Source organism: Actinoplanes subtropicus (assembly GCF_000721705.1).
Classification (GTDB): Bacteria; Actinomycetota; Actinomycetes; order Mycobacteriales; family Micromonosporaceae; genus Actinoplanes; species Actinoplanes subtropicus.
Genome location: NZ_JOJL01000047.1, coordinates 16,343 through 41,273 on the forward strand (window position 1 = coordinate 16,343; position 24,931 = coordinate 41,273).

Sequence of the window (24,931 nt, forward strand, 5' to 3'; positions counted from 1 at the left end):
CGGCCTTTCAGACTTCGGTTGTTACGGGGTGGGGACAGCACGACGACGCGGCTGATCTCGATGCGGCGGTGCCTCATCAGTCCACCAGCAAGTGCGAGATCCGCTTGGTGACCAGGTAGCCCTCGAGGCCCTCGGGACCGCCCTCCTTGCCGTAGCCCGAGGACTTGACACCCCCGGACGGCGCCTCGGGCACCGACCCTCCGCAATGGTTGATCGACAGGATGCCCGCCTCGAAGCCCCGGATCAGCCGCTCGGCAGTGGCCGATGAGCGGGTGAACCCGTACGCGGCCAGGCCGTACGGCAGCGAGTTGGCCGTCGCGAGCGCCGCATCGAGGTCGGTGAACGCGACGATCGGGGCGATCGGTCCGAATGGCTCCTCGCACATGACCCGGCAGTCGTCCGGCACGCCGGTGAGCACGGTCGGCGGGAAGAAAAAGCCGCGCCGGTCCAGGCGCTCGCCGCCGCGAACCAAGGTGGCGCCCCGGCCCACCGCGTCGGTGACGAATTCGTCCATCGCCTTGAGCCGGCGCTGGTTGGCCATCGGGCCCATGGTGACCCCGGCATCCAGCCCGTTGCCGACCACGACCCGATCGGCGGCCGCCACGAACGCCGCGACGAACTCGTCGTAGACGTCCTGGTGCACCAGCAATCGGCTCGGCGAGGTGCACACCTGCCCGGCGTTGACGAATTTGGCGGCCGCCACCTTGCGGGCCGCGGCGACCGGGTCGGCGTCCGCACAGACGATGACCGGTGCATGGCCGCCCAGCTCCATGAGGCACGGCTTCATCTGCGCGCCGGCCGCGGCGGCCAGCAGCTTGCCGACCGGGATCGAGCCGGTGAAGGCCACGAGCCGGGTGATCGGGGACGCGATGAGGTGCGCCGACACCTCGGCGGGCTCGCCGAAGACGAGGTTGAGCGCACCGGCGGGGACGCCCGCCTCGGCGAAGCAACGGACCAGCTCGCAGGCCGTGCCCGGAGTCTCCTCGGACGCCTTGATCACGATCGAGCAGCCGGCCGACAGGGCCGCGGCGATCTTGCGCATCGGTGAGCCGGCCGGGAAGTTCCACGGCGTGAACGCCGCGACCGGCCCGATCGGCTCGTGCCGCACGGACAGCACCGTGTCATCGGCGGAGGGGATGATCCGGCCGTAGGCGCGGCGGGCGTCCTCGGCGTCCCAGCGCAGCGCGTTGGCGACCCGCAGCACCTCGCCGCGCGCCTCGGCGAACGGCTTGCCCTGCTCGCGGGTCATCACCCGGCCGACGTGGTCGGCCCGCGCGGTGAGCCGGTCAGCGGCGTCGTGCAGGATCGCCACCCGCTCGGCGATCGGGACGGCCCGCCAGCGGGCGAAGCCATCCACCGCGGCTTCCAACGCGCGGTCGAGGTCGGCCGGGGTGGCCAGCGGCACCTGCCCGAGGACCTCCTCGGTGGCCGGGTCGAGCACGCTCGCGGTGCGCTCGGCGCCGCTCCACTCGCCCCCGATGTAGAGGCCGAGGTCGGCGTACGTGTCGGTCATGGATTTCTCCGTTCAGGATGTCCAGCGTCGCCGCATCCGGGTGGCGGCCGGTGCGCAGCACACGACTACTTCGACGGGGGCTCGAACGCCGGAATGGGGTTGGCCGAGAACCAATCCGTGAGGAATCTCAGGAACACCTCGACCTTGCGCGGCGCCTGCTGGGCCGGCCCGTAGATGGCGTAGAGCGACCGGCTCGGCACCGGCAGCTCCGGCAGCAGTACCCGCAGCGTGCCACTCATCAGGTCGTCGTACGCCGGGCGATGCGGGATCAGGGCGATCCCGCGGCCGTGCACGGCCGCCTTCTGCAGCGCGATGTACGAGTTCGAGGTGAACGCGACGTTGCGGATCTTGTGCAGGGTGCTGTCGTGCCCATGCCCGATCCGCCACACCGGGTCGTTCGAGTGCACCAGGCAGTCGTGGCTGCCCAGATCGTTAGGGTTGGTGAGTAAGCCGTGCCGCTCGATGTAGCTCTCCGCGGCGCAAAGCACGAACGGCAGAGACGCGATCCTCTTGAGGCGGACGCTCGAGTCGCGCAGGTCGCGGGTGTGGAACGCGACGTCGAAGCCGGAGTCGAGGAAGTCGTACGTGCGGTCGGACATTCCGCCCAGCTCGAACCGTACGGCGATCTTGGGGTGCGCCACGGAGAACGCCGCGATCGCGTCGCCGAGGTCGAGACTGCCGATCCATTTGGGGCAGATGATCGACAGCGGGCCCTCAGGCCGATCGTGCAGCTGCGCGATCTTCTCGTCCTCGGCGTCGATGTCGTCGAGGATCCGGTTGGCGAACTCGCTGTACCGCTGGCCCGGCTCGGTCAGGCTGACCGACCGTGCGGTCCGGTTGACAAGCCGGACGCCGAGCTGCTTCTCCAGATCAGCCACGTGCCGGGAGATGAGCGAGCCGGAGGTGCCCAGCTGCTTGGCGGCGCCGGCGAAGCTGCCCACCTTGGCCACCGTCACGAAGCTCCGCATGACGAGTATGCGGTCCATGGTTCCTCCCCAGCTTCGGCCGCGTCGTGACAAACACGCGGCCGAAGCGTCAGATCGCTAACTCCCGGAGGTGTCGGTCACCCGGCGGTAACCGCGGACGTCCGGAAACGGTGGCTCCCGGTCCGGCTGCAGATCCACCTGAAAGGCGTTGAGACACATGCCGAGCATGCTGAAGTTGCCGAGGGACCCGACCGCGTCGACCAATCCCTGCGGGCCGAAGTACGAGCGCGCGCGCTCGAAGGTCTCGTCGGTCACGAAATGCTCATCGAGCAGTTCCCGGCAGAACTGAAAGAAAGCCTCGTCCTCGGGATCGTCGAACTCCGGTGTCCTTCTCGCGGCAATCGCCTCGACCGCGGCGAGCGGGATTCCGGCCTCCACCGCCTTGCCGGCATGCGCGTTCCACGAGTACTGGGCGTCCCAGTGCCGGGCGGCCATCAGCAGCGACAATTCCCGTAGCCGCAGCGGAAGGCTGGACTCGAAACGGACGAAGGCCCCGAGTGCCTCCACCCGGTCACATAAGTCCGGACTGTACAACCACACCTGGAAAGGCCCGCGCACGGCGCCCCGCCGTCCCGCGATTCGTGCCCTCATCTCCTGCTGCCGTTCGGTCATCGCATCCGGCTTGATGACGGGAAGTCTCATCGGCGACCAGGCCCCTTGCCTTGTGATCCCGAGCACGCGGGATGGGTGTTTCGTACGAACGTAACAACCCGGTGGTATCAGCTCACACCTCATTGAGCGCAAGGTAAGGCTGCAGTTCCCGTATCGGTGGCCGACGGATGTCCGGCCCTACCCTCGAGACCTCGGCTGTCCGAGCGGAAGGGAAGACCATGACCGTGATCATCAAGGCCTCGCAGGTCGCCACGCTCGACCGGGGCGCGTCGATCGCCACCACCCCGCTGGTCACCACGGCTACCGCGGCCGGCGAGAACCGGATCACCAGCGGAATCAGCGTCTACCCGCCGGGCACCGGCGCCCCGATGCACTCGCACAACTGCGACGAGCACGTGACGATCCTCGACGGCGAGGCGGAGGTGCTCGTCGACGGGACCGTGACTCGGTTGAGCCGGTTCGACACGACGTACATCCCGTCGCCCATCGCGCATCTGTTCCGCAACGTCGGCGACCAGCCGCTGCGGATCCTCTGGGTCTACACCTGCGGCCTGGTCACCCGGACCTTCACCGAGACGGGCGTGACCGTGGAACACCTGTCTCCGCAGGACCGGATGAGCCAGGACCACTGATTCGCCGAGCATGGCCTCCGAGCGTGGCTGCCGGACAGGCGGATTCGTGGTGCACGAATCCGCGCCCTGAAACGCGCCAGCACACCCTTGGAGCGCGAGCATCTCGCGTTCGGCGCCGCACGCGCCGGCGCGGCAGCGCGAATATTCGTGACGCTTAGGTTGCGCCCATGTGACCTACGCAACAGGCAGCATCATGGCACCGGATGGGCTCCTCCTCGCGGTACCAATCTCCCCGCCTCACCGCTCGGCGATCAGCCGCGGCGAACGGCGATCCGGGACCGCTGGACGACCTGAGGATTGCACACCATCCGGCACCAGTGATCACCAGAGAGGAGAGGTCGGATGGAGGTGTGTTTCCGGCGGCGAAGGATCCGTGCGACTTTGCTCGCGCTCAGCGCGACCACAGCCATGATCATCGCGGGCTGCGGCGCCACGTCGTCGACCGCCGGCGCGAGCGGGATGCAGTCGACTCAAATGACGCTGCGTATCGCCTACAACCCGAACCCGTCGAACACGACCATCGTGGTCGCCGACCAGCAAGGCTTCTTCAAGAAGTACGGCCTCGACGTCGAACTCACCACGACACAGGCGTCCGCGGCGCTGATACCCAGCATCGGCAAGCAGTTCGACCTGATCACGGTCACGCCGCCGTCGCTGCTGCAAGCGGCCGCGCAGGGCATGAAGCCGATTCTGGTGGCGGCGCAGGACGTGGAGAACGCCACCGACCTGCGCGACAGCTACCTGATCGGAGCCAAGGGCATCTCGTCCGTCTCGGATCTGAAAGGTAAGACGATCGGTGTGCCGGGCTTGAGCGGCAACCTGTACGAAGGCACCGTCATCCTGCTGAAGAAGGTGGGGTTGTCGAAGACCGACGTGAAGTTCCTCCAGGTGCCCTTCTCGGACATGGCCGGCGGTCTGGGCGCCGGCACGGTCCAGGCCGTGGCGACGATCCTCCCGTACCAGAACCAGCTGCTCGGCATGGGCTTGAAGGACATCGGCGACCCGACCGACGTGACCGGCACGGGTGCGGAGGCACTGTCTGTCGGCTGGGTCGGCTACGCGCCCTGGATATCAGCGAACAAGAAGGCGGTCGACGCCTTCAACAAGGCGCAGGACGACGCCCTGGCCTGGATGAAAGCCAATGAGAACGCAACCCGGCAGATTCTCGTCACGCAGTTCCACCTACCCGAGGTTGTCGCAAAGACGTACCCCATCACCCAGTTCGTGTCGTTCCAGACCAAGGAGTCGCACCTGCAGGCCTGGATCGAGCCGATGAAGGCGATCGGCGACCTGCCCGCCGACTTCAACACACCGGCCAGTGAACTCATCTACCAGCAATAGGCAAGCGACCGACCGCCGGGGCGGAGCCCATCCCGCCCCGGCGGCGCAAGGAGCTCGACGGACAACGGAGCGAAACATGCGTAAAGGCCCTGTGGCGCCCGGCCGTTTGACCGCTTCCGACGACACCGCGGCCGGTAGTGTCGTCTTCGAACTGAGGGACGTGGATGTCGCGTTGCCGGTCGGCTCCCACGATCGCGACATCCTCCATCACATCGACGCAACGGTCCGCTCCGGTGAGATCGTCGGCATCATCGGTCCCTCCGGGACGGGCAAGACCACCCTGTTGCGGGTTCTCAGCGGACTGGTCCGGCCGACCTCCGGTACAGTCCTGCTGGGTGGCGAGCCCGTCACGGGGCCGTCACGGGACGCCGTCACGGTCTTTCAGGACTACGCCACGGCCCTGTTGCCGTGGCGCACCGTCGCTCGCAACGTCGGCTTGCCCCTTGAGGGTCGAATGAGCAAGGCCCAGCAGCGTGACCGGGTGCACGAAGCACTGCGGATCGTCGGTCTCACCGGGCACGACCGGGAGTATCCGTGGCGTCTGTCCGGTGGCATGCAGCAGCGGGTGCAGATCGCCCGCGCGCTGGTCGTCGAGCCGCATGTGCTGCTGATGGACGAGCCGTTCGGCGCACTGGACGCGATCACCAAGGGCTCGCTGCACGACCAACTGATGCAGGTGCAGGCCGCAACCGGCCAGACCATCATCTTCATCACCCACGACGTGGACGAGGCCGTGTACCTGTCGGATCGCGTCGTGGTGATCCACGGGTCGCCCGGCTCCATCGTCCACGATGTCACGACGCAGCTGCCGCGCCCGCGCGATCAGATCGCCACACGTGACCTTCCGCGCTTCCACCAAGTCCGGCACGAGCTTGCCGAGGTGTTGCGCTATGGGCGCCTGGCTTAGGCGAACGAGCCGGTCCGCCAACTGGGCCGGTGTCGTCGTCGCCGCCGCCGTCCTGACGATATGGCAGCTGCTGGTCACCCTGCGCCTGATCGGGGACCCGCCGCTCCCCGGCCCGATCGAGATCTGGCGCGGATTCCAGGAGCTCACCGTGCCCGGCGGTGGTATGTGGCCGGCCATCGGGCACACCGTTCAGGTCGTTCTCACGGCCTGGTCCATCGGCGCCGGCTCAGGTTGCGTCCTCGGTCTGCTTCTGGCGGCGAACCGGACGGTCGCGTCGTGGGCTGTGGCCACAGTGGACGTGCTGCGCTCGCTGCCCGTGGTCGCGCTGATCCCGATCGCGATCCTGCTCTGGGGCACCGGCAACCTGACGGAGGTGGCCCTGGGGGCCTATGCGGCGCTCTGGCCCATGCTGATCAACACTGCCGGAGGTGCGCGAGCTGTGACGCCACGACTGCGCGACGTCGCCCGCACGATGGTCCTGTCGCGCCCGGCGACGCTACTCAAGATCGTGCTACCCGCGACCGGGGCGTCCATGCTGGTCGGCGCCCGGCTCGCGCTGTCCACCACTCTGGTCGTGTGCGTCGTCAGCGAGATGCTGGGGCTGCAGAGCGGCATCGGCAACCAACTGGTCCTGGAACAGGGTGCGATGCAACCGGCTCGCATGTGGGTCTACGTGCTGGTCACCGGCGTCCTCGGCGTCGTCGTCAACGCCGGACTCATCCGGGCCTTCCGTGTCGCCTTCCCCGGTATCGCCGGCACGATGGGACGGAGGGGCAGGTGACCCTACGGACTCTTCGAGGGCTTCTTCCGGTTGCCCTCGTCCTCGCGCTGTGGCAGGTGTTCGGTGACAAGGAATCCGTCAGTGCTCCTCCGCCGTCGGTCTGGTGGTCGGCGTTCACCACGATTCGGCAGAGCGGGGCTTGGTGGCCCGCCCTCGGCACGACTCTGCGGTTGTTCGTCACCGGACTGACTCTCGCCACGGCACTGGGCGTGCTGCTGGGCGGCGCGCTGGGCGCGTCGCAACGCCTGAACCGGGCGCTCAACCCCGTGCTCGAGTTCATCCGCGCCACGCCGGCAGCCGCGGTCGTGCCGGCAGCACTCCTGCTGTTCCATGCGTCAGCACGCACTGAGGTCGGCATCATCGTCTACGGATCGATCTGGCCCGTCCTGCTCAACACCGCGGCCGGGCGGGCTGCGCTGCCGGCGATCCGACTCGAGATGGCGCGGAGCCTGCGACTGTCCACGGGGGAGCGATGGCGCAAGGTGGTACTACCCTCACTGCTGCCGGACATCGTCGTCGGCATTCGCGTGGCGGCGCCGGTCTGCCTCATCGTGACGCTGCTGGTGGACTTCCTGGTGGCGACCGGCGGCCTCGGCTACGTGCTGGTCATGTACCAGCAGAGTTTCCAGGTCTCGAGCGCGTTCGCACTGCTGGCCACGATCGGCGGGGTCGGGATAGTGATCAACCTGCTGATCGGCGGTGCGGAACGCCTCATCCTGCGGCGCTGGCCGGCGCAGCGCGGCTGACCCCGATCGACCATTCTCCTCGACCTGCCGAGCCATGCCTTCGGCACGCCGGACCGTTCCCACCGGCCGAGGCGAGATCATAACGTCCGGGATGCGTCATTCCTCGCACGACCCCCGTCAGTTCGACGACAACATATTCGAGGTTCAGGTTGTGCTCGCGGGCCATATCAGACCTCATTGTATTTGTCCCAGCGCGGCAGAAAAGATTCGAGTGCACCGCTCCCGTATTGGCATATCCAGCCGCCTTCACGTGCGGATATATACAGATCGTAGCGACCCGGTAACGCTGCCGTGCCAGTATCCGCATTGACTCTTTCCGGTCGTGCTGCTCTACTCATTTTCGCACCAAGGCCCGGCGTTATTCGTTCGAATCCGACCCCTATCGCGGACAGTCTCCCGCGGGGCGGAAATTGACATTAACATCCCCGGCTTCGGCGCGTCACGCCCCCCTTGAGGAAAGGAGAAACTCATGAATGTCGCCGTTTCGCCCCGTCAGGTGCTCATCGGGTTACTGATGGCTCTGGCACTCGTGGCCGGCGCGGTCGGTGCCGTGGCAGCCACCCATCAGGGCTCTCGAGCCGGCATCTCGGCGACCACCGGTGTCGGGAACGCCGACGCCAGCGGCCCCAGCGGCCGCGGCGCCGGCCACTGACTCTCGACTCCCTTGACGGCACCGCTGCCGGCCGGCCGGCAGCGGTGGCGTGGCCGACGGCTCGATGGCCACGTCGCAGGCGCCGGCCTGCCCGTCGCCGGCACCGACTGTCCGGACCACGTGAGGAGCCCCGGCCGTGAACCCCCTCGCCCCGCCACCCTCCCCGCCCGGACCTGCGGCCGGCGCCCCGCGGACCGGCAACGACCCGAGCCTGCCCCGCAGCGCCTACTTCGTGGGCCCGGTGACGGACTTCCTGGCCGTCGGCGGCGCGGCCCTGATGGTCTTCGCCTTGTTCCTGGCTCTGCCGCGGCTGGCCACCGCTCCTGCCGTGGGCTGGCTGGTCGCGGTCGGCTTGTGGGTGTGCAACTATCCGCACTTCGCCTCGACGAACTACCGGCTCTACAGCTCCCGGACGTCGCGGCGTGCCTACCCCGCCACGGCGTGGCTAACCCCCGCGCTGCTGCTGGCGGCCGTCGTCGCCTGCTTTCTGCGCCCGGCCACCGCCGCCGACCTGGTGCTGATCTACTTTCTCTGGTCGCCTTACCACTACAGTGCCCAGGCCATGGGGGTGGCGATGGTCTACAGCCGGCGCTGCGGGCTGGACCTGACCCGGGCCGAGCGCCGTGTTCTCGCCGGACTCTCCCAGGTCAGCTTCGTGACCGCCACCGCACACATCCAGGCCGACCGCCACACCTACCACTACTTCGGCGTCGCCTACACCGGGTTGGGCATCCCCGGGCTGGTCCCGCGGTTGCTCGACGTCGTGCTGTGGGCCAGCCTGCTGGCCGTCGCCGCCGTGATTGCCCGGCGCGCCTTGACCGGGCGCCGGATGATCCCCTTCATCGTCCTGCTCCCGCTGATCACCCAGTTTCTCTGGTCCACAGCGGCCACCCCGGGCTACTACGCCGTGATCATCCCGTTCTTCCACTGCCTGCAGTACCTGTTCATCGCGTGGAACTACCAGCTCGCCGTGGCGGCCGCCGCACCCGACCGGAGGCGGTCGACCCGGTTCGCCGTCACCGAGACCGCGCGCTGGGCCGCCCTCAACGCGGCCCTAGGTTTCGCGCTGTTCTGGTGCCTGCCCTACGCCGGCCACGTCCTCGGACGGTCGCTGGCGTTCAGCACCGCGGTCATCCTGGCAGCGGTCCAGATCCACCACTTCTTCGTCGACGGGGTGATCTGGAAACTACGCGCCCCATCCACCCGCCAACCTTTGATGTCGACCCTGTCGGACGTCGCCGGACGTGCGCCCCGGGCTCGGCCATCGGGCAGGGCGCTGGCCGCGTTGGCAGCCGGCGCCTCGGTGGACCCTGACCTGTGACGGGAGACGTCCGATGACCTGGCCACACCTTTTCCTGGCGCTCGTCGGCTTGATCCTTGCGGTGACGGCGTACGTCTGCGCCTTCCGGCTGCGCCCCGGCTGGGTCAGCTCGGCCGGCCTCGCCCTGGTGCTGGCCGGAGCCTTCATCACTTTCACCGGCACACCCACCGACATCCGCGCCCAACCGGCGGTGGGACTGGCCTTCTTCGTCGCCTGGATCGCCCTGTTCCGGCTCATGGGACGGTTCGAGAGGCCGCGGTGACCCCGGCACCACGGGCGGCACCGCGCCAAGCAACGCCGGCGACGACCGACCCGGCCGTCGCCGGCTCCAGGCGCGGACGCTCCGGGATGCGGCGCCGGCGGGCCCGGCGCCGCCTCGTGGTGCTGGCGGTGGCGGTGACGCTTGTCGTCGCCACCGCGGCGACGGCGCAGACCCGGTGGCCGGTGGAGCTGATCACCGCGACCGGCGCCGGCGTGGCCGACCCGGACGGCGCTGAGACCCTGCCGGCGGACGCGGAGGCGGCGCTGACGATCAATCTGCCCCTGCGCGATCTCGCCGCCGCCGAGCGGCTCGCCGCGCAGGTCTCCGACCCCGCCGATCCCGGCTATGGCCGCTTCCTGACCCAGGCGCAGTTCACCGATCGGTTCGCGATCCGGCCCGACCTGCTGGCCAGGCTTCGAGACTGGCTGTCGCACGAGGGCCTGACCATCACCGCGACATCGCCGTCCCGGCGGTGGGTCAGGGTGCGGGCCCACGTCACGGTCCTCGAACGGGCCTTCCGGACCACCTTCCGGCCCGCGCCGTCAGCCACGGTCGGCTGGGTTCCCTCGCGGCCGCCGACCGTTCCTCGGGAACTCGCCGGCGCGGTCGAGTCCCTGGGCGGCCTCACTCCCCTCGACCCTGGCGTCACCGAGACGACGGTCCCAGGCCCACCGCCGCCCGCGTTCCGCCGCCCGGACATCTGCTCGCCGGCCCACGGCTTGCGCCGAGCCGAGGACGACCCCCGCACCCGGCAGGTACCGCCTTCGTACGCGGGCACTCCGCTGGCCGTCTGCGGTTACACGGCCCGGCAGTTGCGTGCCTTCTACGGCGCCTCCGCGCTGACCGCCGCGGGCGTGGACGGACGCGGGGCAACGGTCGCCGTGATCGGCGCCTACCGCTCGCCAACCCTGGAGCAGGACACCCAGCGCTGGGCCGCACGCCAGGGGGAGCCGGTCCTGCGCCCCGGCCAGCTGCGAGTGCTGCCCCCGGCCCGGTTCTCCTACGGCTCCGCTGACCACCGCAATGGGGACGCTTGCGACGAGCCCAGCTGGTACACCGAGCAGACCATGGACGTCGAAGCGGTGCACGGGATGGCTCCGGGCGCCGACATCGCCGTCGTCCCGGCCGTCAGCTGTCAGCTCTCCGACCTGTACGAGGCCGTCCAGCGCGTGCTCGACGAAAGCCTCGCCCCGATCGTCAGCTGCACCTTCAGCACCCCCGCCGACGCCCTGACCGGCGCCGACCTGGCGTCGGCGCACGCGACCTTCGTGCAGGCCGTCGTTCAAGGGGTCGGCCTCTACGCCTCCAGCGGCGACGCCGGCGACAACCTGATCCGCCGCGGGGCCAGGACCGTCACCTACCCGGCCGCCGACCCCTGGGTGACCGCGGTCGGCGGGACCTCGATCGGCGTGTCCGCCACCGGCGCCCGAATCTTCGAAGTGGGGTGGCAGACGGCGGCGTCGGAACTGGTCGCCCGCCGGCGGACCACCGCCGCCTCCGACGCGTTCGACGCCGGCGGCGGGGGCGGCGTCAGCCGTACCTTCGCTCAACCGGCCTACCAGAAGGGCGTCGTCCCAGCCGACGTCTCCCAGTACTTCGGCGGCACACCGGGCCGGGCCGTACCCGACCTGGCCGCCGTGGCGGACCCCACCACCGGCTACCTGATCGGCCAGACCCAGCTGTTCCCGGACGGCCGAAGCACCTACGTCGAGCTACGCGTCGGCGGCACCAGCCTGGCCACACCCCTGGTCGCCGCTGTGATGGCCCTCGCCCAGCAGGCCCGAGGCATACCCCTCGGCTTCGCCGCTCCTGCCCTCTACCGGCTCGCCGGCACCCCCGCCTTCCATGACATCGTGCCGGCGCCCCACACGATCGCCGTCATCACCGCGTCCTACCGCAACGACCGGGACCCGAGCGGGGGCACCCAACTGCAGCTGCGCACGTTCGACACCGCTCAGACCATCCACACCCGCGCCGGCTACGACGACGAAACAGGACTAGGCACCCCCGATGCGCGACCCCTCGTCATGGCGCTGGCGCGGCAGGCCGCCGGCGCTGCTTGAGCTGAGGTGGCGGCGTCTCACGTGTTTCCGGTGAGTTCGATGCGGGCCGGAGCCTGTCCGGTCGCCGGATCATGTTCGTCACGGAACAGGTGATGGGCGACGTCCAAGGCCAGCCGCACGGTCAGGGAGTCCATCTCGGCCGCGCGCCCCAGCAGTTCCACGGCTTGCTTCACGCGGTAGGCGACCGTACCGCGGGCGATGTGCAGTGCCTGAGCGGCTTGAGCGCGGCTTCTCCTGCAGGTGAGGTAGACACGCAGGGTCTCACGGAGTTCGGCAGATCGGCGGCCGGGTTCTCCTAGCCCTCCGAGAGTGTGCTCGACGAAGGCGCGGGCCGCGCCCGGATCCCGCATGACCAGTGCCAGCATCGCCACATCGGTGTAGGTGCAGAGCCAGGAATCGCCGTGTTCGCCGAAGAACTGTTCACTCACCAGTGCCGCCTCATGACTGCGGCGGATGCCGTCGAGCCCCACGACCACCCGTCCCGCGCAGGCTCGCAGCCCGGGTGGCGGCGACAGCAGGGCACGGGCCGTGTCCGGGAAGGAGGGGCCGATGGGACAGTCCCATCGCGTCCACATCCACAATCGGCCTGCTCGCTCGGAAAGCAACATGGGCGGCCCGCCGCGGAGCACGTTGCTCAGGGCTACCGCGAACCGAGCCAGGTCATTCGACGATAACGGGCTGGCCGGGTCACTGGAGAGGAGCACGGCAAGGTGGCGGTCCGCCGGATCGATCCCGAGCACCCGTTCGGCCTGGTGCGGCAGCACGCAAGCGCCGGCCAGGATGTCGTGCACCAGTTGGCGGGCGGCGTCGCTCAAAACACCACGGACATGGCGGCCTTCCTCGAGCCGGTAGACGTCGGCGATCGCTTTGCTGTTCGACTCCGCACTGGCGGCGGCAAGGTCGGCCAGTTCCCGGTTGCGGCGGATCTGGCGGTCGGCGTCCACCAGTTCCTCCCGGCCGGTGAGCACCTCCCCCATGACATGGGTGTGCGCCAGCCAAACGCTTCGCAAAACCGTGCCCAACGGAACCAGCCGCCCGGCAAGAACCGAGATCGCCTCGCGGACCTCTTCCGGCAACGTGGCCGAAGACTGCCTGCCCACCTGCGGTGATCGGCCCACGGCCTGCCGCACAGCGAGTAGACTGTAACGGCACACAGTCGTCAGGGCCCGCAATGTCACGCCGTCCAGGCTCTCCCCGGGAATCTGACTGACGATCGACTCGGCCGTCCGGGCAAGACCCGACCCTTCCGATGCCCGATCGACCGGCGCCGGGGCACGCTCAGCGGCGGCGTCCGATAACAGGACCGCCTCACCGGACGACCGTCGTGGGTTACGAGCGCGTCGGTTTGAATCTGGCATGCTCATGGCTTGATAGATCCTCATCGATCATCAGCAACACCTGATCTGGTGGAAATGAGGCGCCAGCCCCACACGCGTCAGGGATCCGGGCACCCTTGGGCGGCTTGCGCCCGTCCGCCGGCCCCGCGCTCGACCAACCAGCAAGCGATCAGACGGGGCCGGGCGACCAGCCGGGCCCCGTCCGCAGCAGTAATCGGAGCTCAGGACTACAACTCGTTGCCCCAGTAGTAGCGGGCAACGGTCTCGACGATCTGCAGCTTGTCGCGCTGCCGATCCGCGTTGAACCGGGTGCCCGCGTGGAACGGGCCGTTGGTGGACAGCGCGATGCTGTCGATGTCCATAACGGTGGCCGCCTTGTCCACCAGGTCCACCAGTTCGTCCGCGGACTCCATCTCGGGTGTGCCGACATCCACGATGCCGAGAGCGACCACGCAGTCGGGACGGAGCTCCTCGATCGGGAACCGGCCGGCGTCAGCGGCCAGGTACTCCACGCACAACCGCTCGAACGGTTGACGGTCTAGGAAGCCTGCGAGGGTGCGGGTGTCATAGCCCTGGCCCGTGTCCAACTCGCCGCACGTGGTGATATCCAGCGCGACCCGGAAGTCGGCGGGCGCGTCAAGGTCGGACAGCACGGCCCCATCGGTGCTCAGGATCAGGTCCAGCGTCGCGTCCGGATCGATGCCGAGCCCGCGGGCGCGCTCTCGTCCTGCCACCGTGAGCAGGAAAGCGATCACCGGGTTGTGCAGTTGCACGTACTCGATGCCCTGCGCGGCGAGCGCGGCCACCTCGTCCCGCACGATCGCGGCCAACTCCTGCCCGCTGCCCTCGTCACCGGTGGCGCATAGGGCCGCGACGTATCCGGGCGAGGGCAGCGCCACCACGCGGTTGCGCTGCTTGCAGTGGGCGACCAGGAACTCGGCCTCGCGCTGCGCCAGGCGTTCCCGCGGGACCGGCGATCCGCCGAGCGCCCGCCGCACGGGGGTGAGGCGCTCGCCGAGCAGCTCGGCGATCGGACCGCCCTCAAGCGCCGCGGCGAAACCGTCGACGTGGTCGTAGAACACCGACAACGGGCTGCGACGCCGGTACTGCCCGTCACCCATGGCGATGAGCCCGAGCCGGCGCTGCAGGCGCAGGGCGTCGCGGATCGCGGAGTCCTCGGCGGCGCGCAGCCCCGCATCGTCCAGCGCGCCCCGATCGTGATCGGCCCGGGCCTGAAGCAGGTCGGCCGGGGGCACCAGGCCGACGTGGTGGTCGATGTGATACCTGAAGTCGTCAGCCATGTGGGTTCGTCTCCTGCTCGGTGCCGGCCCAGGCCGGGAAGTCGTTAGCGAAGCCGGCGGAGGTCACAATCGCCTCACACACGATCTGGTCCTCCTCGGGGCTGCCGCCGGCCACGCCCACGCCACCGAGGATCTCGCCATCTCTTTTCAAGGTGTAGCCGCCCAGAGTGGCCACGATCGGGTGGTGGCCCATCCGGGCCACCTGACTGAAGAAGACCGGTTCGCCGTTCGCCCAGCCGCGCAACATCTTGGTGGGGCGCTGCATGACCGCCGCCGAGTACGCCTTGGCGATCGCGATGCTCGGGGTCAGCGGTCGAGCTCCGTCCATCCGCTCCACGGCGACCACGAAGCCGCCGTAGTCCACCACGGCGACGCTCAGCGCCTTGCCCAGCCGCAGCGCGTGCTGTCGAGCGTCCTCGATCAACGCGCGAGCCTCCTCCAGAGTCGGTCTGCTCATTGTTGCTGCGCTCCCGTCGCCACAGTGGAATACACCCGGCACAGGAAGCGCTCCAGCGCCGGGTTGAACAATTCCGGGTTCTCCCAATACATCGCATGTGGGCCGCCGGGAACCAGCTCCAACATCGCCCCGGTCACCCGCTCGGCGGCCGCTTGCACGGTCTGCGGGCTGAGCGCGGGGTCGCTGTCACCGGCCAGAAAGCACATCGGGATGCCAGAGTCGATCACCTCCGGCACGGTCGGTCCGTCGGCACCCAACGGACGCAACTGGGCGATGCCGGCGGCATTGAACGTACCCATCTGCTGGAACAGGAAGGTGAAATCGGGACGATCGCGGCGGAATTCCGGTGTGAGCAACCGGTCCAACAGAGGCAGCCGCTCGGCCCGCTCCCGATCCCCGCGCACCCGCGCGCTCAGGTCCGGGTCGCTGATCGCGCCGATCGACTGCGCGAGCACCACACCGGTGACGCGCTGCGGAGCGCGCAGCGCTGCCCGTAGCACGGCAGCACCGCCGATCGACTGGCCGACCAGCACCGCGCGCTGCAGTTGGGCCGCGGAGACCACCGCGGCGATGTCATCGGGAAGTGCCGCCGCATCGAAGCCGGCGATGTCCGTGTGCGAGCGGCCGAAGCCACGCAGATCCAAGGTGACGACCGTGTACCGATCACGCAGCCAACACACCTGCTGCCACCAGGACGCGTGATGGCCGCCTGAGCCGTGCACCAGCACGACGGCCGGACCGCTGCCGTGCTGTTCGTAGTAGATCCTGGTGCCGTCCGGGGATATCGCGTAGGTCATCAGTCTCGGTCCATTCGCCAGCTGTTCTCTCGGGGGCGGACCGGATGCCACACGAGTTCGATCATGGTGTGGTCCGGGTCGAAGATGTAGCAGAACAGCGAGTCGTCCGACGGGCGCTTGCCGGGCCGCGTGTGCCGCACGCCCAACACCTTCAGATGCCCCAGGAAACCTTCCCAGTCCTCCACCTCCACCGCGAAGTGGTACGGCGCCATCCGGTCCATGTCATCGACCGGCGTGAAATGCAGCGAGAAGTTGCCGCGAGTAAGCAGCAGGAGCCGAGAATTGCTGTTCGGATTCATAGACTTCATTCCGAACACGTCCCCGTACCACTTAGTCGTGCGTTCCGGATCACTGGTCGGGAAGTTCACATGATGGAGATACGCCGGAAGGGTGCTGCTCATTCCTGCTCCTCAACGATCGGATTGCTTAACACGCCAATCCCGGTGATAGCGATGCCGATCGTGTCACCGGGCACCATCTCCACCGTCCTGTCGGCCCCCATCCACAGCACATCACCGGGATGCAGGGTGATATAGCGCGATATCTCGGTCAGGTATTGATAAGGATCGAAGATCATCTCTCCGGTGCCGAATTCGGCAACCGGCGTGCCGTTGACCAGCACGCTGGTCCGAGCGGACAACGGGTCGGCGTCGGTCTCGATCCACGGCCCCATCGGCTTGAAGGTGTCGCTGTTCTTGGCCCGCCAGAGCGTGCGGTCGGTACGCTGCCAGCCACGGGCGCTGACGTCGTTGCCGATCGACCAGCCGAACACCGCGTCGGCCGCCTCGTCCCGGGAGCAACGCCGCAGCGTGCGCCCGATCACTACGACCAGTTCGCCCTCGGCCTCGAACTCACCCGGGCAGTCGGCGGGCTTCACCACCGGCCGGCCATGGCCGATCAGCGCGCTCTGCGCCCGATAGCCGACCTCGGGCCGCTGCGGCAGCAGCGCTGAGCTCCCCCGCCGTTCGGCCGCCTCCCGGACATGCCCGGAGTAGTTGTACCCGACGGCGTAGAACGTCGGGGGGACCACCGGCGGCAACAGGCTCGCCTGCGCCAGGGACAGCCGCTCGCCGGTCCGCCGGTGGCTGCCGAACGGACTGCCGTCGACGAGCTCGATCACGTCGTCGACGATCACGCCGTACGAGGCACCCTCGGCGATGCGAACCCGGCACCACTTCATCGGGACTCCCTTCTCGGGCACCCACCACATCTGCGGCTGTACCAAGATCGGCCGGTCGGGTCAGGTCGTCTTGTCGGGATTCTGGGCCGCACGGATCCCAACCGCGGCGCCCCGATGCGCAGCCTTAGCGTGCACGCCGCGGCTGCACCGCCGATGGGTCGCCGGTCTCACGCTCCACCCGCTCGTCGGCGTCCACGGTCAGTCGCTCCAGCAACCGCTCCAGGGCAGGAGCGGCGGCGATCAGACAATCCCGATCTGGCGCCGACAGCCCGCCCAGAGCCCGGGCCAGCGCGTCGCTTCGCCCGCGACCGAACTCGGCCAGCTGCTGACGCGCCCGTGCGGTCGGCGCCAGGGACACCGAGCGCCCGTCCGCGCTGGAGGGCTGACGCTCGATCAGCTCCGCGGACACCAGTTCGCGCACGATGTTGCTGACCGTCGGACGGGCCAAGCCCAGTTCCGACGCGACCCGCGCCGGCGTGGCCGGGCCGCCCGACACCAGGGTGCGCAGCAACGTGGCATGGGCTTCGGTCAACGTCCGCAGCCCGGCGGACCGCCCTGACCGGATCAAGACCCGCCGCAGCCGCTCCATCAGCTCGATCAACTGATCGCCCAGCTCGCGGTCGGGCCGGCTGATCCGCGCGGGTCCACCCATCTCGCCGCTCCCCGGTGCTCGTCACAACGCGACAATATCGTTTTGCCCACGAAACTAGCTACGGCTTCGACCGTCAAGGCGGGACCGAGCGTGCATCCTTAACTTGCAGTGCGTGACACGTCGCCGCGCAGTCACTCGGTGCTAGCTTGACGTGCTCGCTCCCGAGCCGAAACAGGCAACTCGCTGCGAGAACCGGCCAGGTCGCCACCGCCTGGACGGCTCACGACCGCAGCACCGCCCCGCCCGGCTCAGCCGGGCCCTGGCGAGAGCGGATCTTCCGACGAGCGCACACGAGCAGTACTCACCTGAGCAGAGAGGCATCCCGATCATGGACTTCACCCTCGAGGCCTTCCGCGTGCCGCCGCCGATGAACGTCCCAGCGATGCTGTTCGGCCAGCCCGAGTACACGGACTGGCTGGACGAGAGCATGTCGTGGAAACGGACGTGCTATATCGGGGACTGGTCGTTTCTGCCGCAGACCCACTTTCGCGGGCCGGGGGTGCTGGACCTCTTCTCGGACTTCTCGGTGAACTCCTTCGCGCGGTTCCCGATCGGCTCCTCCAAGCACGTGGTCCACCCCAATTCCGAAGGGAAGGTGGTCCACGAAGGGATCTTGACCCGTCTGGGCGAGGAGGAATACGTCTGCCACGCCGAAGCCGGATTGTGGGTCCGCTTCCAGTTGGAGCGCGGGGACTACCGGGCCACCGCCGAAGCCGACGACTGGTTCGTCTTTCAGGTCTCCGGTCCCACGTCGCTGCCGTTGCTTCTGCAAATGTGCGGTGACGACGCCCTGTTGGATGTGGCGTACATGCATGCCCGCCCGGTCACCCTGGCCGGACATCAAGTGTGGGCGCTGCGCCAGGGCATGGCCGGCGAGGTCGGCTTCGAACTCCAGGGCCCCCGCGAGATCGCCAAGCAGGTCTACGACGCCATCGTCGAGGCCGGGCAGAAGTTCGGCATTCGCCGCCTCGGTTCCCGCACGGTGCCGATCAACCACCTGGAGAACGCCGTTCCCACCCGAAGCCTCGACTACGTCCCCGCAGTCTTCGGGCCGGAGTGCGCGGACTACGTGGAGCAGGTCATGTCGCCGCGGATGTACCGTCATCCGCACCCGTCCATCGCCGGCAGCTTCGAGGGCCGATCCCTGGACGACTACTACCGTGACCCGGTCGAATTGAACTGGACCCGGAACATCAAGTTCGATCACGACTTCCTCGGCGCCACCCCGTTGCGCGAATTGGTGGACCGCCCCGTGCGGACCCTTCGGACCCTGGTGTGGAACTCCGACGACGTGGTGGAGATCTACCGGTCGTTCTTCCGGGAGGGCCCGGCCCACACGTTCCTGGACATGCCCCGGGACACCCGGGGATTCATGTGGGCCGATCAGGTCGAGCGCGATGGCGCACCGGCGGGAGTGTCCACGTCCTGGGGATACAGCTACTACTTCCGCCAGGTGATGTCGCTGGCGGTGATGAACGTGGCCGACGCCGAACTGGGCACCGAGGTGCAGGTTGTCTGGGGCAACCCGGGAGACCCCCAGATCCGGATCCGGGCAACCGTTGCCCGGGCGCCGTACAAGCCGGACAACGGCCGCGGCGACCTCCGCCAGCATCTGGCGTCCCTGGGACACCAGGCGTGAACCCGCTCTCCTGCGCCCCGGACGCCTTCGCACCGGTCCGGGCTGCGCCGCTGTGACCCGGATCGACTTTCACGTGCACGTGCTCACTCCCGGTTACGAGCAGACCCTCGCTCCCGCGCCGCGGCCGCCGCAGTCGATCAGCGGCTACAAGCGGTTCATGGAGCGGTACGAGATCGACGCCGCGGTCCTGTCGATGGGCGACGCCCTGCAAGCGCGCACCGCGAGCGCCGCGCGGACCGGGAACGAGGAGTTGGCCGATGTCGTGCGCGCCGAGCCCCACCGGTTCGGCGCGCTGGCGATCGTGCCGTTCACCGCGCAGGACCCGGAGGTCGCGATCACCGAGATCGCATATGCGCTGGACACGCTCGCCCTCGACGGAGTGGCGTTGTTTTCGAACCACGCGGGAACCTACCTGGGAGACCCCGCCTGGGAACCGGTATTGGCGGAGCTGAACCGCCGCGGGGCGTACGCGTTCGTGCACCCCGCGGTGCCCGCCAACGGCTTGGTCTTCCCGCAGTACCCCCGCTGGCTGTTCGAATATCCCTTCGACACCACCCGGGCGCTGGCCCACCTGATCTACAGCGGCGCTCTGGAACGGTACCCGCAGCTGCGGTTGCAGTTCGCCCATCTAGGCGGCAGCAGTCTGTTCCTGGCACACCGGCTGGCCTCGCTCGCCGAACGTGAGCCGGAAAAAGCCACCCGTGCGCCGAAGGGGGCGATGGAGTACCTGCGCCGGCAGTACTTCGACACCGGGCTGTCGAACAATACGGTCGCACTCGCCTCCACGCTGAAGGCGACCGCACTCGACCACATCGTGTTCGGCTCGGACTGGCCATATCTCGCCGAGCCCGCCGGCTCTGATCCGAGCGACGACTTCGACGAGTTGGACCCAGCCGTCCGTGTGAAGATCGACGTCGAGAACGCCGCAGCCCTGGTGCCACGCCTGCTGCACGGCCGGTGACGTCGTCACCAGCGGCCCCGGGGGACTCCTCCGTTCATCGAGCGGCCGGCCCACCTGCATCAGCGGCCGGCCGCCCCGAGGAGGCGAAGGCAACCTGCTTCCAGCTGCCCTCGCCATGGACCCATACCTGCAGGGCGTGCAGTTCCACCAGCCGAGGCTCTCCGCCCGGCTGCGCGGCCGGAAACGTGTTACGCAGCGCACCGGTCATCACGGCGACGTTTCCATAGACGCACACTCTCAGATCGTTCCCTCGAGTCGTCAGCCGTGGGCGGCCCTCGACCCCCGCGAGATAGGTGGCCTTGTCCTGAGTGAGGCCTGAGGCGTGCGTGTGGCTGAGATCGTCGGCCAGCAGTCGATCGAGGGTGGTGATATCGCTCGCCGAGATCGCCGTACAGCGCTCGCGCTCCAAGCGAATCAGCTCCTCCTCGGGTGCGCTTTCCATAAAATGATCAGCTCCTGACAGCTCATCGCGGGTCCGGCCCGGCCATGCTCGCACCGGCAGGGTGATACCGGTCAGAACGGTTCGTTCAGCAATGCTTGCTCGTCCGGCAGGGGCGGGCGGCGGCACCGGATTTATGCTCGCCCGGTGATCTCATCCAAGTCATTTTCCCCAGAAGACACCCTTATCGGCTGGATCGGCGCGGGCGTGATGGGTACGTCCATGTGCGGGCACCTCCTTGCCGGCGGGTTTCCGGTACTGGTCTGCTCCCGAACGCGAGAGCGGGCCGAGCCGCTGCTGGACCGCGGTGCGAGCTGGGCCGAAACCCCGGCGGCGGTGGCCGGTGAGGCCGACGTCGTGTTCACCATGGTCGGCTATCCCGCGGATGTTCGCGAGGTCGCGCTCGGCGCTCGTGGTGTCCTGACGTCCGCCCGTCCCGGTTGTGTGCTGGTCGATATGACGACCAGCGAGCCGTCGCTGGCGCGCGAAATTCATGCGGCGGCAAAAGAGCGAGGGCTGGACGCGGTGGATGCTCCGGTCTCCGGCGGCGACGTCGGCGCGCGAAACGCCACGCTATCGATCATGACGGGTGGCGACGCCGACACCGTCGAGCGGCTGCGACCGCTGTTCGGCCTGCTCGGCAAGACCGTCGTCCATCAGGGCGGCCCGGGTAGCGGCCAGCACGCCAAGATGGTCAACCAGACCTTGATCGCCACCGGGCTGATCGGGGTCTGCGAGGCGTTGCTGTACGCGCACAAGGCGGGGCTGAACCCGGAAACCGTGCTCGAGTCGGTCGGCGGCGGCGCGGCCGGATCCTGGTCGCTTGCCAACTACGCGCCCCGGATGATGCACGGCGACTTCGCGCCCGGCTTCATGGTCGAGCACTTCATCAAGGACATGGAGATCGCCCTGGCCGAGGCCCGCCGGATGGACCTGAGCCTGCCGGGGCTCGCGCTGGCCCACGAGTTGTATCTGGCGCTGCGCGCACAGGGTGGCGGCCGCGATGGCGTGCACGCGTTGATCCGGGCGCTGGCGCGGCTGTCCGCGGTCGACTGGACCGCATGAGCCCTGGGCAGGGCAACGATCGTGCACCCTTTGGTGAACCCGCGCGACGGTGGGCTCTGGGTATCGTCCGAGCCATGACCTTTGGACTGGGCACATTCGCTGCCGAGGAGTCTGACCCTTTCCCCGGGCTCGTGACCGGCGACCGGGTCACGGATCTGCGTTCGCATTTCGGTGACCGGGTGACGGTGCTGTCGCTGCTGCAGGACTGGGACCGGTCGCTGAGCCGCCTCGACGACCTGACCTCCAGGTCCGCCGGGAGGCCGCTGGACGAGTTGCGGATCCTGCCGCCGATCAACCCGCCGGGAGCGTTCCTGTGCGCCGGCGCGAACTACCGCATGCACATCATCGAAATGCGAACCGCGAACGCCATCGCGGCCGGCAGGGACGGTGAGCAGGCCAGGGCCGACGCCACCCGGGCCATGGACGAGCGAGCGGCGAACGGGATCCCGTTCATGTTCATCGGCTGGCCGGGTGCGGTGATCGGCGCCGACGATGACGTGATCATCCCTGGGGACACCGGCGTCAAACATGACTGGGAACTCGAACTCGCCGTCGTGATCGGCCGCTTCGCCCGCTGCGTGTCACGCGCGGAGGCGATGGACTACGTCGCCGGCTACACGATCCTCGACGACCTTTCCACCCGCGATCGGATGCACCGTACCGACCTGCGCTTCACCGACTTCCTGGCCACCAAGGGCCGCCCCACGTTCAAGCCGATTGGGCCGTGGATCACCCCGGCACGCTTCGTCGCGGACCCGCACGACCTGCGCATGACTCTCAAGGTCAACGACGTGGTGATGCAGGACGCCAAGTCCGACGACATGATCTTCTCGGTCGACCGGTTGATCGAGTACGCCTCCGGGGTCACGGACCTGCGTCCCGGCGACATCATCGCCACCGGCTCCCCGTCGGGAAACGCGGCCGAGCACGGCGGACGCTTCCTTCGTCCCGGAGACCTCCTCGAGGCGACGATCGAAGGGCTGGGGTCGCAGCGCAACCGCTGCGTCGCCGCCGCCGTCTCGCCCCACGGACCTGATTTCGGCGCGGCGTTCACCGCTCCCGGCGCGTGACCGTCGGGAATCTGCGAAGGGGAGACAGGTCTATGGCATACGTGGTAACGGCTAAATGGACCGCCAAGGACGGGGAGGAGGAGGCCGTCGCGAACGTGATCCGGCAGCTGCTCGGCCCGACTCGCGCGGAGCCCGGGAACCTCGTTTACCAGTGCCACCGGGATCCGGACGATCCGCGAGTGTTCTTTCTGTACGAGATTTACGTCGACCGGGGCGCTTACCTGGCTCACGGCGCCTCGCCGCACTTCCAGGCCCACGCCGTAGCTGAGGGAATCCCTCGGCTAAGCAAGCGCGAACGGGCCTTCTACGTGACCTGGGAGGGCGAGTGACGGCGTGGCCGGCTACACCGGCACCCGGAATCACCATGGCTGCGCTCACTTGAGATTGATGGAGTAACGATGACGATCGATCGAATCGAAGAACTCGTGTTCGGCGTCACCGACGTGCTGGAGTGCGCCAGGTTCTACGAGGATTTCGGGCTGGAGCCCGTCGATGTCAGCGAGGACCGGGCCACCCTGCGCACGATGGTCAACCAGCGCATCCACCTGCGGCGCGCGGATGATCCGTCCCTGCCCCCCTTCCTGGCGCCGCCCAAGAACAACGGGTCTGGGCTGCGAGCGGTGACCTGGGGCGTCGACTCGCAGGAGTCACTCGATGGCCTCGCGGCGAACCTGGCCACCGACCGCGAGGTCCGCCAGGACTTGGACGGCTCGATCCACACCTTCGACGAGACCGGCTATGCCATCGGATTCGCGGTCAAGGACGCCGTGGACGTGGCGTTCGAGGCTCGCGCGGGCAATGTGACCGGGAGCGTCTCGCGCTGGAACGCCGAGCTGACCGGCTATGGTCGCGCGCGGCCGATCCGGGTGTGCCATCTCGCGCTGGACATCCCCAAGGACGGCAGGGAGAAGGCACTGGCGTTCTACACCGAGCGGCTCAACTTCCGTCCGGTCGACATCGTGCTCCGACTCGGCACCTTCCTGCAGGCCGAGGGTGACTGGGATCAGCACAACTTCCTGCTCATGCACCGCGGGGACTGCTACGGCATCAACCACGCGGCCTACGAGTGCCGCGACTTCGACGAGGTCATCGAGGGCGGCAACTACATGCTCGGCAAGGGCTGGAAGGAAGCCCGCTACGTGGGGCGGCACAGCTTCGGGTCGAACATCTACCGGTTCTTCTACACTCCGTCCGGTGGCCGGGTCGAGTACGTGTGCGACATGACCCGGGTCGACGAATCGTACGAGACTCCTCGCATCTGGGAAGGCGACGCCCCACACCACGTCTGGCAGCTCAAGCCGCCGAGGGCCCAAGACGGACCGCGGATGGACGACGAATTGAAGTCGTCCACCGGCTCGGCCGCGGCCCCGACGCTGCCCGCCACGCCCGGGGTGGCTCCGTGACCATCACCCCGCGGGACAGCGATGCCGGCGACGGCGCCACCGAGGCCGCCGGGTCAGTAAGGCAGCGGCAAGAACGCAGATACCCGCCACGCCGCCCGATGGTGGTGGTGGAGGTCGGCTCACCGACCCCCCGAACAGTCCGCGTGGTCGTCCAGGGGGATCTGGCGGACTGGCCGGAACCTGGTGCGGCGGCACACACGAAGGTGTTCCTGCCGGACACTCCCTCGGGGCCCGTCATGCGCACCTATACAGTGCGCCACTTCCACCGAGCCGAGGGCCTGGTGACAATCGACTTTCTGCTGAACCCCGGGCTTGGACCGGCCACCCAGTGGGCTGCGCGTGTCGTGCCCGGCATGCGGATGGAGTTGGGCGGGCGGTCCCGGTCCGCCTTCAGCCCGGACCCGGACGCCGGCCGCTATCTGTTCGCCGGGGACGAGTCCGCCCTGCCCGCTATCGCCACCTGCCTGGAGTCCCTTCCCGCCTCCGCGCACGCCTGCGTCATCGCCGAAATCCCCGATGAGGCCGAGGCGCAATCGTTCACCTCACCGGCGACCGTCACCGGCCAGTGGGTCCTGCTCGACGGTGACGGCAGCGCTCTGAAAGGCGAGGTGATCGCAGCCGCGCGAGCCGAACGGTACGACCGGATCTGGGTCGCCTGCGAGGCCGCGACCATGCGCGCGATCCGGCGCGCCCTGCTCGACGAGGGTGTGCCGACCGACCGGCTCACCACGCGGGGGTACTGGAAACGCGGCGAATCCGACCACTCCGACCACGACACCGGCGCAGACGTTTCCTGACCCGGCCAGGGCGGCAC

At 68.6% G+C, this 24,931-nt stretch carries 27 protein-coding genes; 16 read left to right on the forward strand and 11 right to left on the reverse strand.

Annotation, left to right across the window (positions count from 1 at the left end; genetic code table 11):
• Positions 1–76: 76 nt before the first annotated feature.
• The 3 genes from IH26_RS0145965 to IH26_RS0145975 all read right to left on the reverse strand — a co-directional run bounded on the left by IH26_RS0145965 (position 77) and on the right by IH26_RS0145975 (position 3,141).
• The gene (locus tag IH26_RS0145965; RefSeq protein ID WP_030442627.1) at positions 77–1,513 is read right to left on the reverse strand and encodes an NAD-dependent succinate-semialdehyde dehydrogenase; all 1,437 of its coding nucleotides are present in this window, start codon (positions 1,511–1,513) and stop codon (positions 77–79) included.
• Between the two features lie 65 nt (positions 1,514–1,578).
• A complete protein-coding gene (locus IH26_RS0145970) occupies positions 1,579–2,499 on the reverse strand; it encodes a LysR family transcriptional regulator (RefSeq protein ID WP_030442628.1) in 921 nt (306 codons plus the stop codon).
• A gap of 57 nt (positions 2,500–2,556) precedes the next feature.
• Positions 2,557–3,141 (reverse strand): carboxymuconolactone decarboxylase family protein, encoded by a 585-nt coding sequence (locus IH26_RS0145975; protein WP_034217535.1) that lies wholly within the window; start codon positions 3,139–3,141, stop codon positions 2,557–2,559.
• Positions 3,142–3,329: 188 nt separating this feature from the next.
• On the opposite strand from IH26_RS0145975, the gene IH26_RS0145980 reads away from it, so the two are divergent.
• The 9 genes from IH26_RS0145980 (at position 3,330) to IH26_RS0146020 (ending at position 11,816) form a co-directional block, all read left to right on the forward strand.
• Positions 3,330–3,743 (forward strand): cupin domain-containing protein, encoded by a 414-nt coding sequence (locus tag IH26_RS0145980; protein WP_030442630.1) that lies wholly within the window; start codon positions 3,330–3,332, stop codon positions 3,741–3,743.
• Positions 3,744–4,124: 381 nt separating this feature from the next.
• Positions 4,125–5,084 (forward strand): ABC transporter substrate-binding protein, encoded by a 960-nt coding sequence (locus IH26_RS0145985; RefSeq protein ID WP_030442631.1) that lies wholly within the window; start codon positions 4,125–4,127, stop codon positions 5,082–5,084.
• Between the two features lie 76 nt (positions 5,085–5,160).
• Positions 5,161–5,991, forward strand: coding sequence for an ABC transporter ATP-binding protein (locus IH26_RS0145990; RefSeq protein ID WP_030442632.1), 831 nt, complete (start codon positions 5,161–5,163; stop codon positions 5,989–5,991).
• The gene (locus tag IH26_RS0145995; protein ID WP_051809743.1) at positions 5,975–6,772 is read left to right on the forward strand and encodes an ABC transporter permease; all 798 of its coding nucleotides are present in this window, start codon (positions 5,975–5,977) and stop codon (positions 6,770–6,772) included. Before IH26_RS0145990 ends, IH26_RS0145995 begins: the two co-directional genes overlap by 17 nt.
• Positions 6,769–7,518: an ABC transporter permease gene (locus tag IH26_RS0146000; RefSeq protein WP_169789917.1), complete on the forward strand. Its 750-nt coding sequence runs from the start codon at positions 6,769–6,771 to the stop codon at positions 7,516–7,518. Before IH26_RS0145995 ends, IH26_RS0146000 begins: the two co-directional genes overlap by 4 nt.
• A gap of 469 nt (positions 7,519–7,987) precedes the next feature.
• Positions 7,988–8,170 (forward strand): hypothetical protein, encoded by a 183-nt coding sequence (locus IH26_RS0146005; RefSeq protein ID WP_030442635.1) that lies wholly within the window; start codon positions 7,988–7,990, stop codon positions 8,168–8,170.
• Between the two features lie 136 nt (positions 8,171–8,306).
• Positions 8,307–9,491: a hypothetical protein gene (locus IH26_RS0146010; protein WP_157437748.1), complete on the forward strand. Its 1,185-nt coding sequence runs from the start codon at positions 8,307–8,309 to the stop codon at positions 9,489–9,491.
• A 13-nt stretch (positions 9,492–9,504) separates the two neighbouring features.
• Positions 9,505–9,753, forward strand: a complete 249-nt coding sequence (locus IH26_RS0146015) for a hypothetical protein (protein ID WP_030442637.1) — start codon at positions 9,505–9,507, stop codon at positions 9,751–9,753.
• An 86-nt stretch (positions 9,754–9,839) separates the two neighbouring features.
• On the forward strand, positions 9,840–11,816 hold the full coding sequence (locus IH26_RS0146020) for a S53 family peptidase (RefSeq protein WP_051809747.1): 1,977 nt from the start codon (positions 9,840–9,842) through the stop codon (positions 11,814–11,816).
• A gap of 17 nt (positions 11,817–11,833) precedes the next feature.
• Here the strand turns inward: IH26_RS0146020 and IH26_RS0146025 are convergent, their stop codons facing one another.
• From IH26_RS0146025 to IH26_RS0146055, 7 genes are all read right to left on the reverse strand, one after another.
• On the reverse strand, positions 11,834–12,946 hold the full coding sequence (locus IH26_RS0146025; protein WP_169789918.1) for a PucR family transcriptional regulator: 1,113 nt from the start codon (positions 12,944–12,946) through the stop codon (positions 11,834–11,836).
• Between the two features lie 434 nt (positions 12,947–13,380).
• Entirely contained in the window at positions 13,381–14,454 is a 1,074-nt protein-coding gene (locus IH26_RS0146030) for a uroporphyrinogen decarboxylase/cobalamine-independent methonine synthase family protein (RefSeq protein WP_030442640.1), read from the reverse strand.
• Positions 14,447–14,911: a GlcG/HbpS family heme-binding protein gene (locus IH26_RS0146035; RefSeq protein ID WP_030442641.1), complete on the reverse strand. Its 465-nt coding sequence runs from the start codon at positions 14,909–14,911 to the stop codon at positions 14,447–14,449. The genes IH26_RS0146030 and IH26_RS0146035 overlap by 8 nt, the downstream gene beginning before the upstream one ends.
• Positions 14,908–15,708: an alpha/beta fold hydrolase gene (locus IH26_RS0146040; RefSeq protein WP_030442642.1), complete on the reverse strand. Its 801-nt coding sequence runs from the start codon at positions 15,706–15,708 to the stop codon at positions 14,908–14,910. The genes IH26_RS0146035 and IH26_RS0146040 overlap by 4 nt, the downstream gene beginning before the upstream one ends.
• Positions 15,708–16,109 (reverse strand): VOC family protein, encoded by a 402-nt coding sequence (locus IH26_RS0146045; protein WP_030442643.1) that lies wholly within the window; start codon positions 16,107–16,109, stop codon positions 15,708–15,710. The genes IH26_RS0146040 and IH26_RS0146045 overlap by 1 nt, the downstream gene beginning before the upstream one ends.
• Complete coding sequence (locus IH26_RS0146050; RefSeq protein ID WP_030442644.1) at positions 16,106–16,888, reverse strand: fumarylacetoacetate hydrolase family protein; 783 nt, start codon at positions 16,886–16,888, stop codon at positions 16,106–16,108. Before IH26_RS0146050 ends, IH26_RS0146045 begins: the two co-directional genes overlap by 4 nt.
• Before the next feature lie 124 nt (positions 16,889–17,012).
• Positions 17,013–17,540, reverse strand: coding sequence for a MarR family winged helix-turn-helix transcriptional regulator (locus IH26_RS0146055; protein ID WP_051809749.1), 528 nt, complete (start codon positions 17,538–17,540; stop codon positions 17,013–17,015).
• Positions 17,541–17,868: 328 nt separating this feature from the next.
• On the opposite strand from IH26_RS0146055, the gene IH26_RS0146060 reads away from it, so the two are divergent.
• Together IH26_RS0146060 and IH26_RS0146065 are read left to right on the forward strand one after the other, a co-directional pair.
• Entirely contained in the window at positions 17,869–19,179 is a 1,311-nt protein-coding gene (locus IH26_RS0146060) for an aminomethyltransferase family protein (protein WP_211268882.1), read from the forward strand.
• Between the two features lie 52 nt (positions 19,180–19,231).
• The gene (locus IH26_RS0146065; protein ID WP_030442647.1) at positions 19,232–20,140 is read left to right on the forward strand and encodes an amidohydrolase family protein; all 909 of its coding nucleotides are present in this window, start codon (positions 19,232–19,234) and stop codon (positions 20,138–20,140) included.
• A gap of 34 nt (positions 20,141–20,174) precedes the next feature.
• Here IH26_RS0146065 and IH26_RS0146070 read toward each other — a convergent pair whose 3' ends face one another.
• Positions 20,175–20,708 carry a nuclear transport factor 2 family protein gene (locus tag IH26_RS0146070; RefSeq protein ID WP_157437750.1) on the reverse strand — a complete coding sequence of 178 codons (534 nt, stop codon included), beginning with the start codon at positions 20,706–20,708 and terminating at the stop codon, positions 20,175–20,177.
• 18 nt (positions 20,709–20,726) lie between these two features.
• Here IH26_RS0146070 and IH26_RS0146075 point away from each other — a divergent pair, with 18 nt between their 5' ends.
• The 5 genes from IH26_RS0146075 to IH26_RS57320 all read left to right on the forward strand — a co-directional run bounded on the left by IH26_RS0146075 (position 20,727) and on the right by IH26_RS57320 (position 24,914).
• On the forward strand, positions 20,727–21,644 hold the full coding sequence (locus IH26_RS0146075; RefSeq protein ID WP_211268883.1) for an NAD(P)-dependent oxidoreductase: 918 nt from the start codon (positions 20,727–20,729) through the stop codon (positions 21,642–21,644).
• A gap of 74 nt (positions 21,645–21,718) precedes the next feature.
• The gene (locus IH26_RS0146080) at positions 21,719–22,714 is read left to right on the forward strand and encodes a fumarylacetoacetate hydrolase family protein (protein ID WP_063763877.1); all 996 of its coding nucleotides are present in this window, start codon (positions 21,719–21,721) and stop codon (positions 22,712–22,714) included.
• A 32-nt stretch (positions 22,715–22,746) separates the two neighbouring features.
• The gene (locus IH26_RS0146085) at positions 22,747–23,043 is read left to right on the forward strand and encodes a putative quinol monooxygenase (protein ID WP_030442651.1); all 297 of its coding nucleotides are present in this window, start codon (positions 22,747–22,749) and stop codon (positions 23,041–23,043) included.
• Between the two features lie 69 nt (positions 23,044–23,112).
• Positions 23,113–24,117, forward strand: coding sequence for a VOC family protein (locus tag IH26_RS0146090; protein WP_063763879.1), 1,005 nt, complete (start codon positions 23,113–23,115; stop codon positions 24,115–24,117).
• A gap of 98 nt (positions 24,118–24,215) precedes the next feature.
• On the forward strand, positions 24,216–24,914 hold the full coding sequence (locus IH26_RS57320; protein WP_063763881.1) for a siderophore-interacting protein: 699 nt from the start codon (positions 24,216–24,218) through the stop codon (positions 24,912–24,914).
• Positions 24,915–24,931: the final 17 nt, after the last annotated feature.

Bases quoted from the DNA above. Each gene is read 5' to 3' on its own strand.
- IH26_RS0145990 (WP_030442632.1), top strand. From the start codon at position 5,161: ATGCGTAAAGGCCCTGTGGCGCCCGGCCGTTTGACCGCTTCCGACGAC.
- IH26_RS0145970 (WP_030442628.1), bottom strand. From the start codon at position 2,499: ATGGACCGCATACTCGTCATGCGGAGCTTCGTGACGGTGGCCAAGGTG.
- IH26_RS0146040 (WP_030442642.1), bottom strand. From the start codon at position 15,708: ATGACCTACGCGATATCCCCGGACGGCACCAGGATCTACTACGAACAG.
- IH26_RS0146055 (WP_051809749.1), bottom strand. From the start codon at position 17,540: ATGGGTGGACCCGCGCGGATCAGCCGGCCCGACCGCGAGCTGGGCGAT.
- IH26_RS57320 (WP_063763881.1), top strand. From the start codon at position 24,216: ATGGTGGTGGTGGAGGTCGGCTCACCGACCCCCCGAACAGTCCGCGTG.
- IH26_RS0146050 (WP_030442644.1), bottom strand. From the start codon at position 16,888: ATGAAGTGGTGCCGGGTTCGCATCGCCGAGGGTGCCTCGTACGGCGTG.
- IH26_RS0146060 (WP_211268882.1), top strand. From the start codon at position 17,869: ATGGACTTCACCCTCGAGGCCTTCCGCGTGCCGCCGCCGATGAACGTC.
- IH26_RS0146015 (WP_030442637.1), top strand. From the start codon at position 9,505: ATGACCTGGCCACACCTTTTCCTGGCGCTCGTCGGCTTGATCCTTGCG.
- IH26_RS0146090 (WP_063763879.1), top strand. From the start codon at position 23,113: ATGACGATCGATCGAATCGAAGAACTCGTGTTCGGCGTCACCGACGTG.
- IH26_RS0145995 (WP_051809743.1), top strand. From the start codon at position 5,975: ATGGGCGCCTGGCTTAGGCGAACGAGCCGGTCCGCCAACTGGGCCGGT.
- IH26_RS0146080 (WP_063763877.1), top strand. From the start codon at position 21,719: ATGACCTTTGGACTGGGCACATTCGCTGCCGAGGAGTCTGACCCTTTC.
- IH26_RS0146005 (WP_030442635.1), top strand. From the start codon at position 7,988: ATGAATGTCGCCGTTTCGCCCCGTCAGGTGCTCATCGGGTTACTGATG.
- IH26_RS0146030 (WP_030442640.1), bottom strand. From the start codon at position 14,454: ATGGCTGACGACTTCAGGTATCACATCGACCACCACGTCGGCCTGGTG.
- IH26_RS0146045 (WP_030442643.1), bottom strand. From the start codon at position 16,109: ATGAGCAGCACCCTTCCGGCGTATCTCCATCATGTGAACTTCCCGACC.
- IH26_RS0145965 (WP_030442627.1), bottom strand. From the start codon at position 1,513: ATGACCGACACGTACGCCGACCTCGGCCTCTACATCGGGGGCGAGTGG.
- IH26_RS0145980 (WP_030442630.1), top strand. From the start codon at position 3,330: ATGACCGTGATCATCAAGGCCTCGCAGGTCGCCACGCTCGACCGGGGC.
- IH26_RS0146085 (WP_030442651.1), top strand. From the start codon at position 22,747: ATGGCATACGTGGTAACGGCTAAATGGACCGCCAAGGACGGGGAGGAG.
- IH26_RS0145975 (WP_034217535.1), bottom strand. From the start codon at position 3,141: ATGAGACTTCCCGTCATCAAGCCGGATGCGATGACCGAACGGCAGCAG.
- IH26_RS0146020 (WP_051809747.1), top strand. From the start codon at position 9,840: ATGCGGCGCCGGCGGGCCCGGCGCCGCCTCGTGGTGCTGGCGGTGGCG.
- IH26_RS0146035 (WP_030442641.1), bottom strand. From the start codon at position 14,911: ATGAGCAGACCGACTCTGGAGGAGGCTCGCGCGTTGATCGAGGACGCT.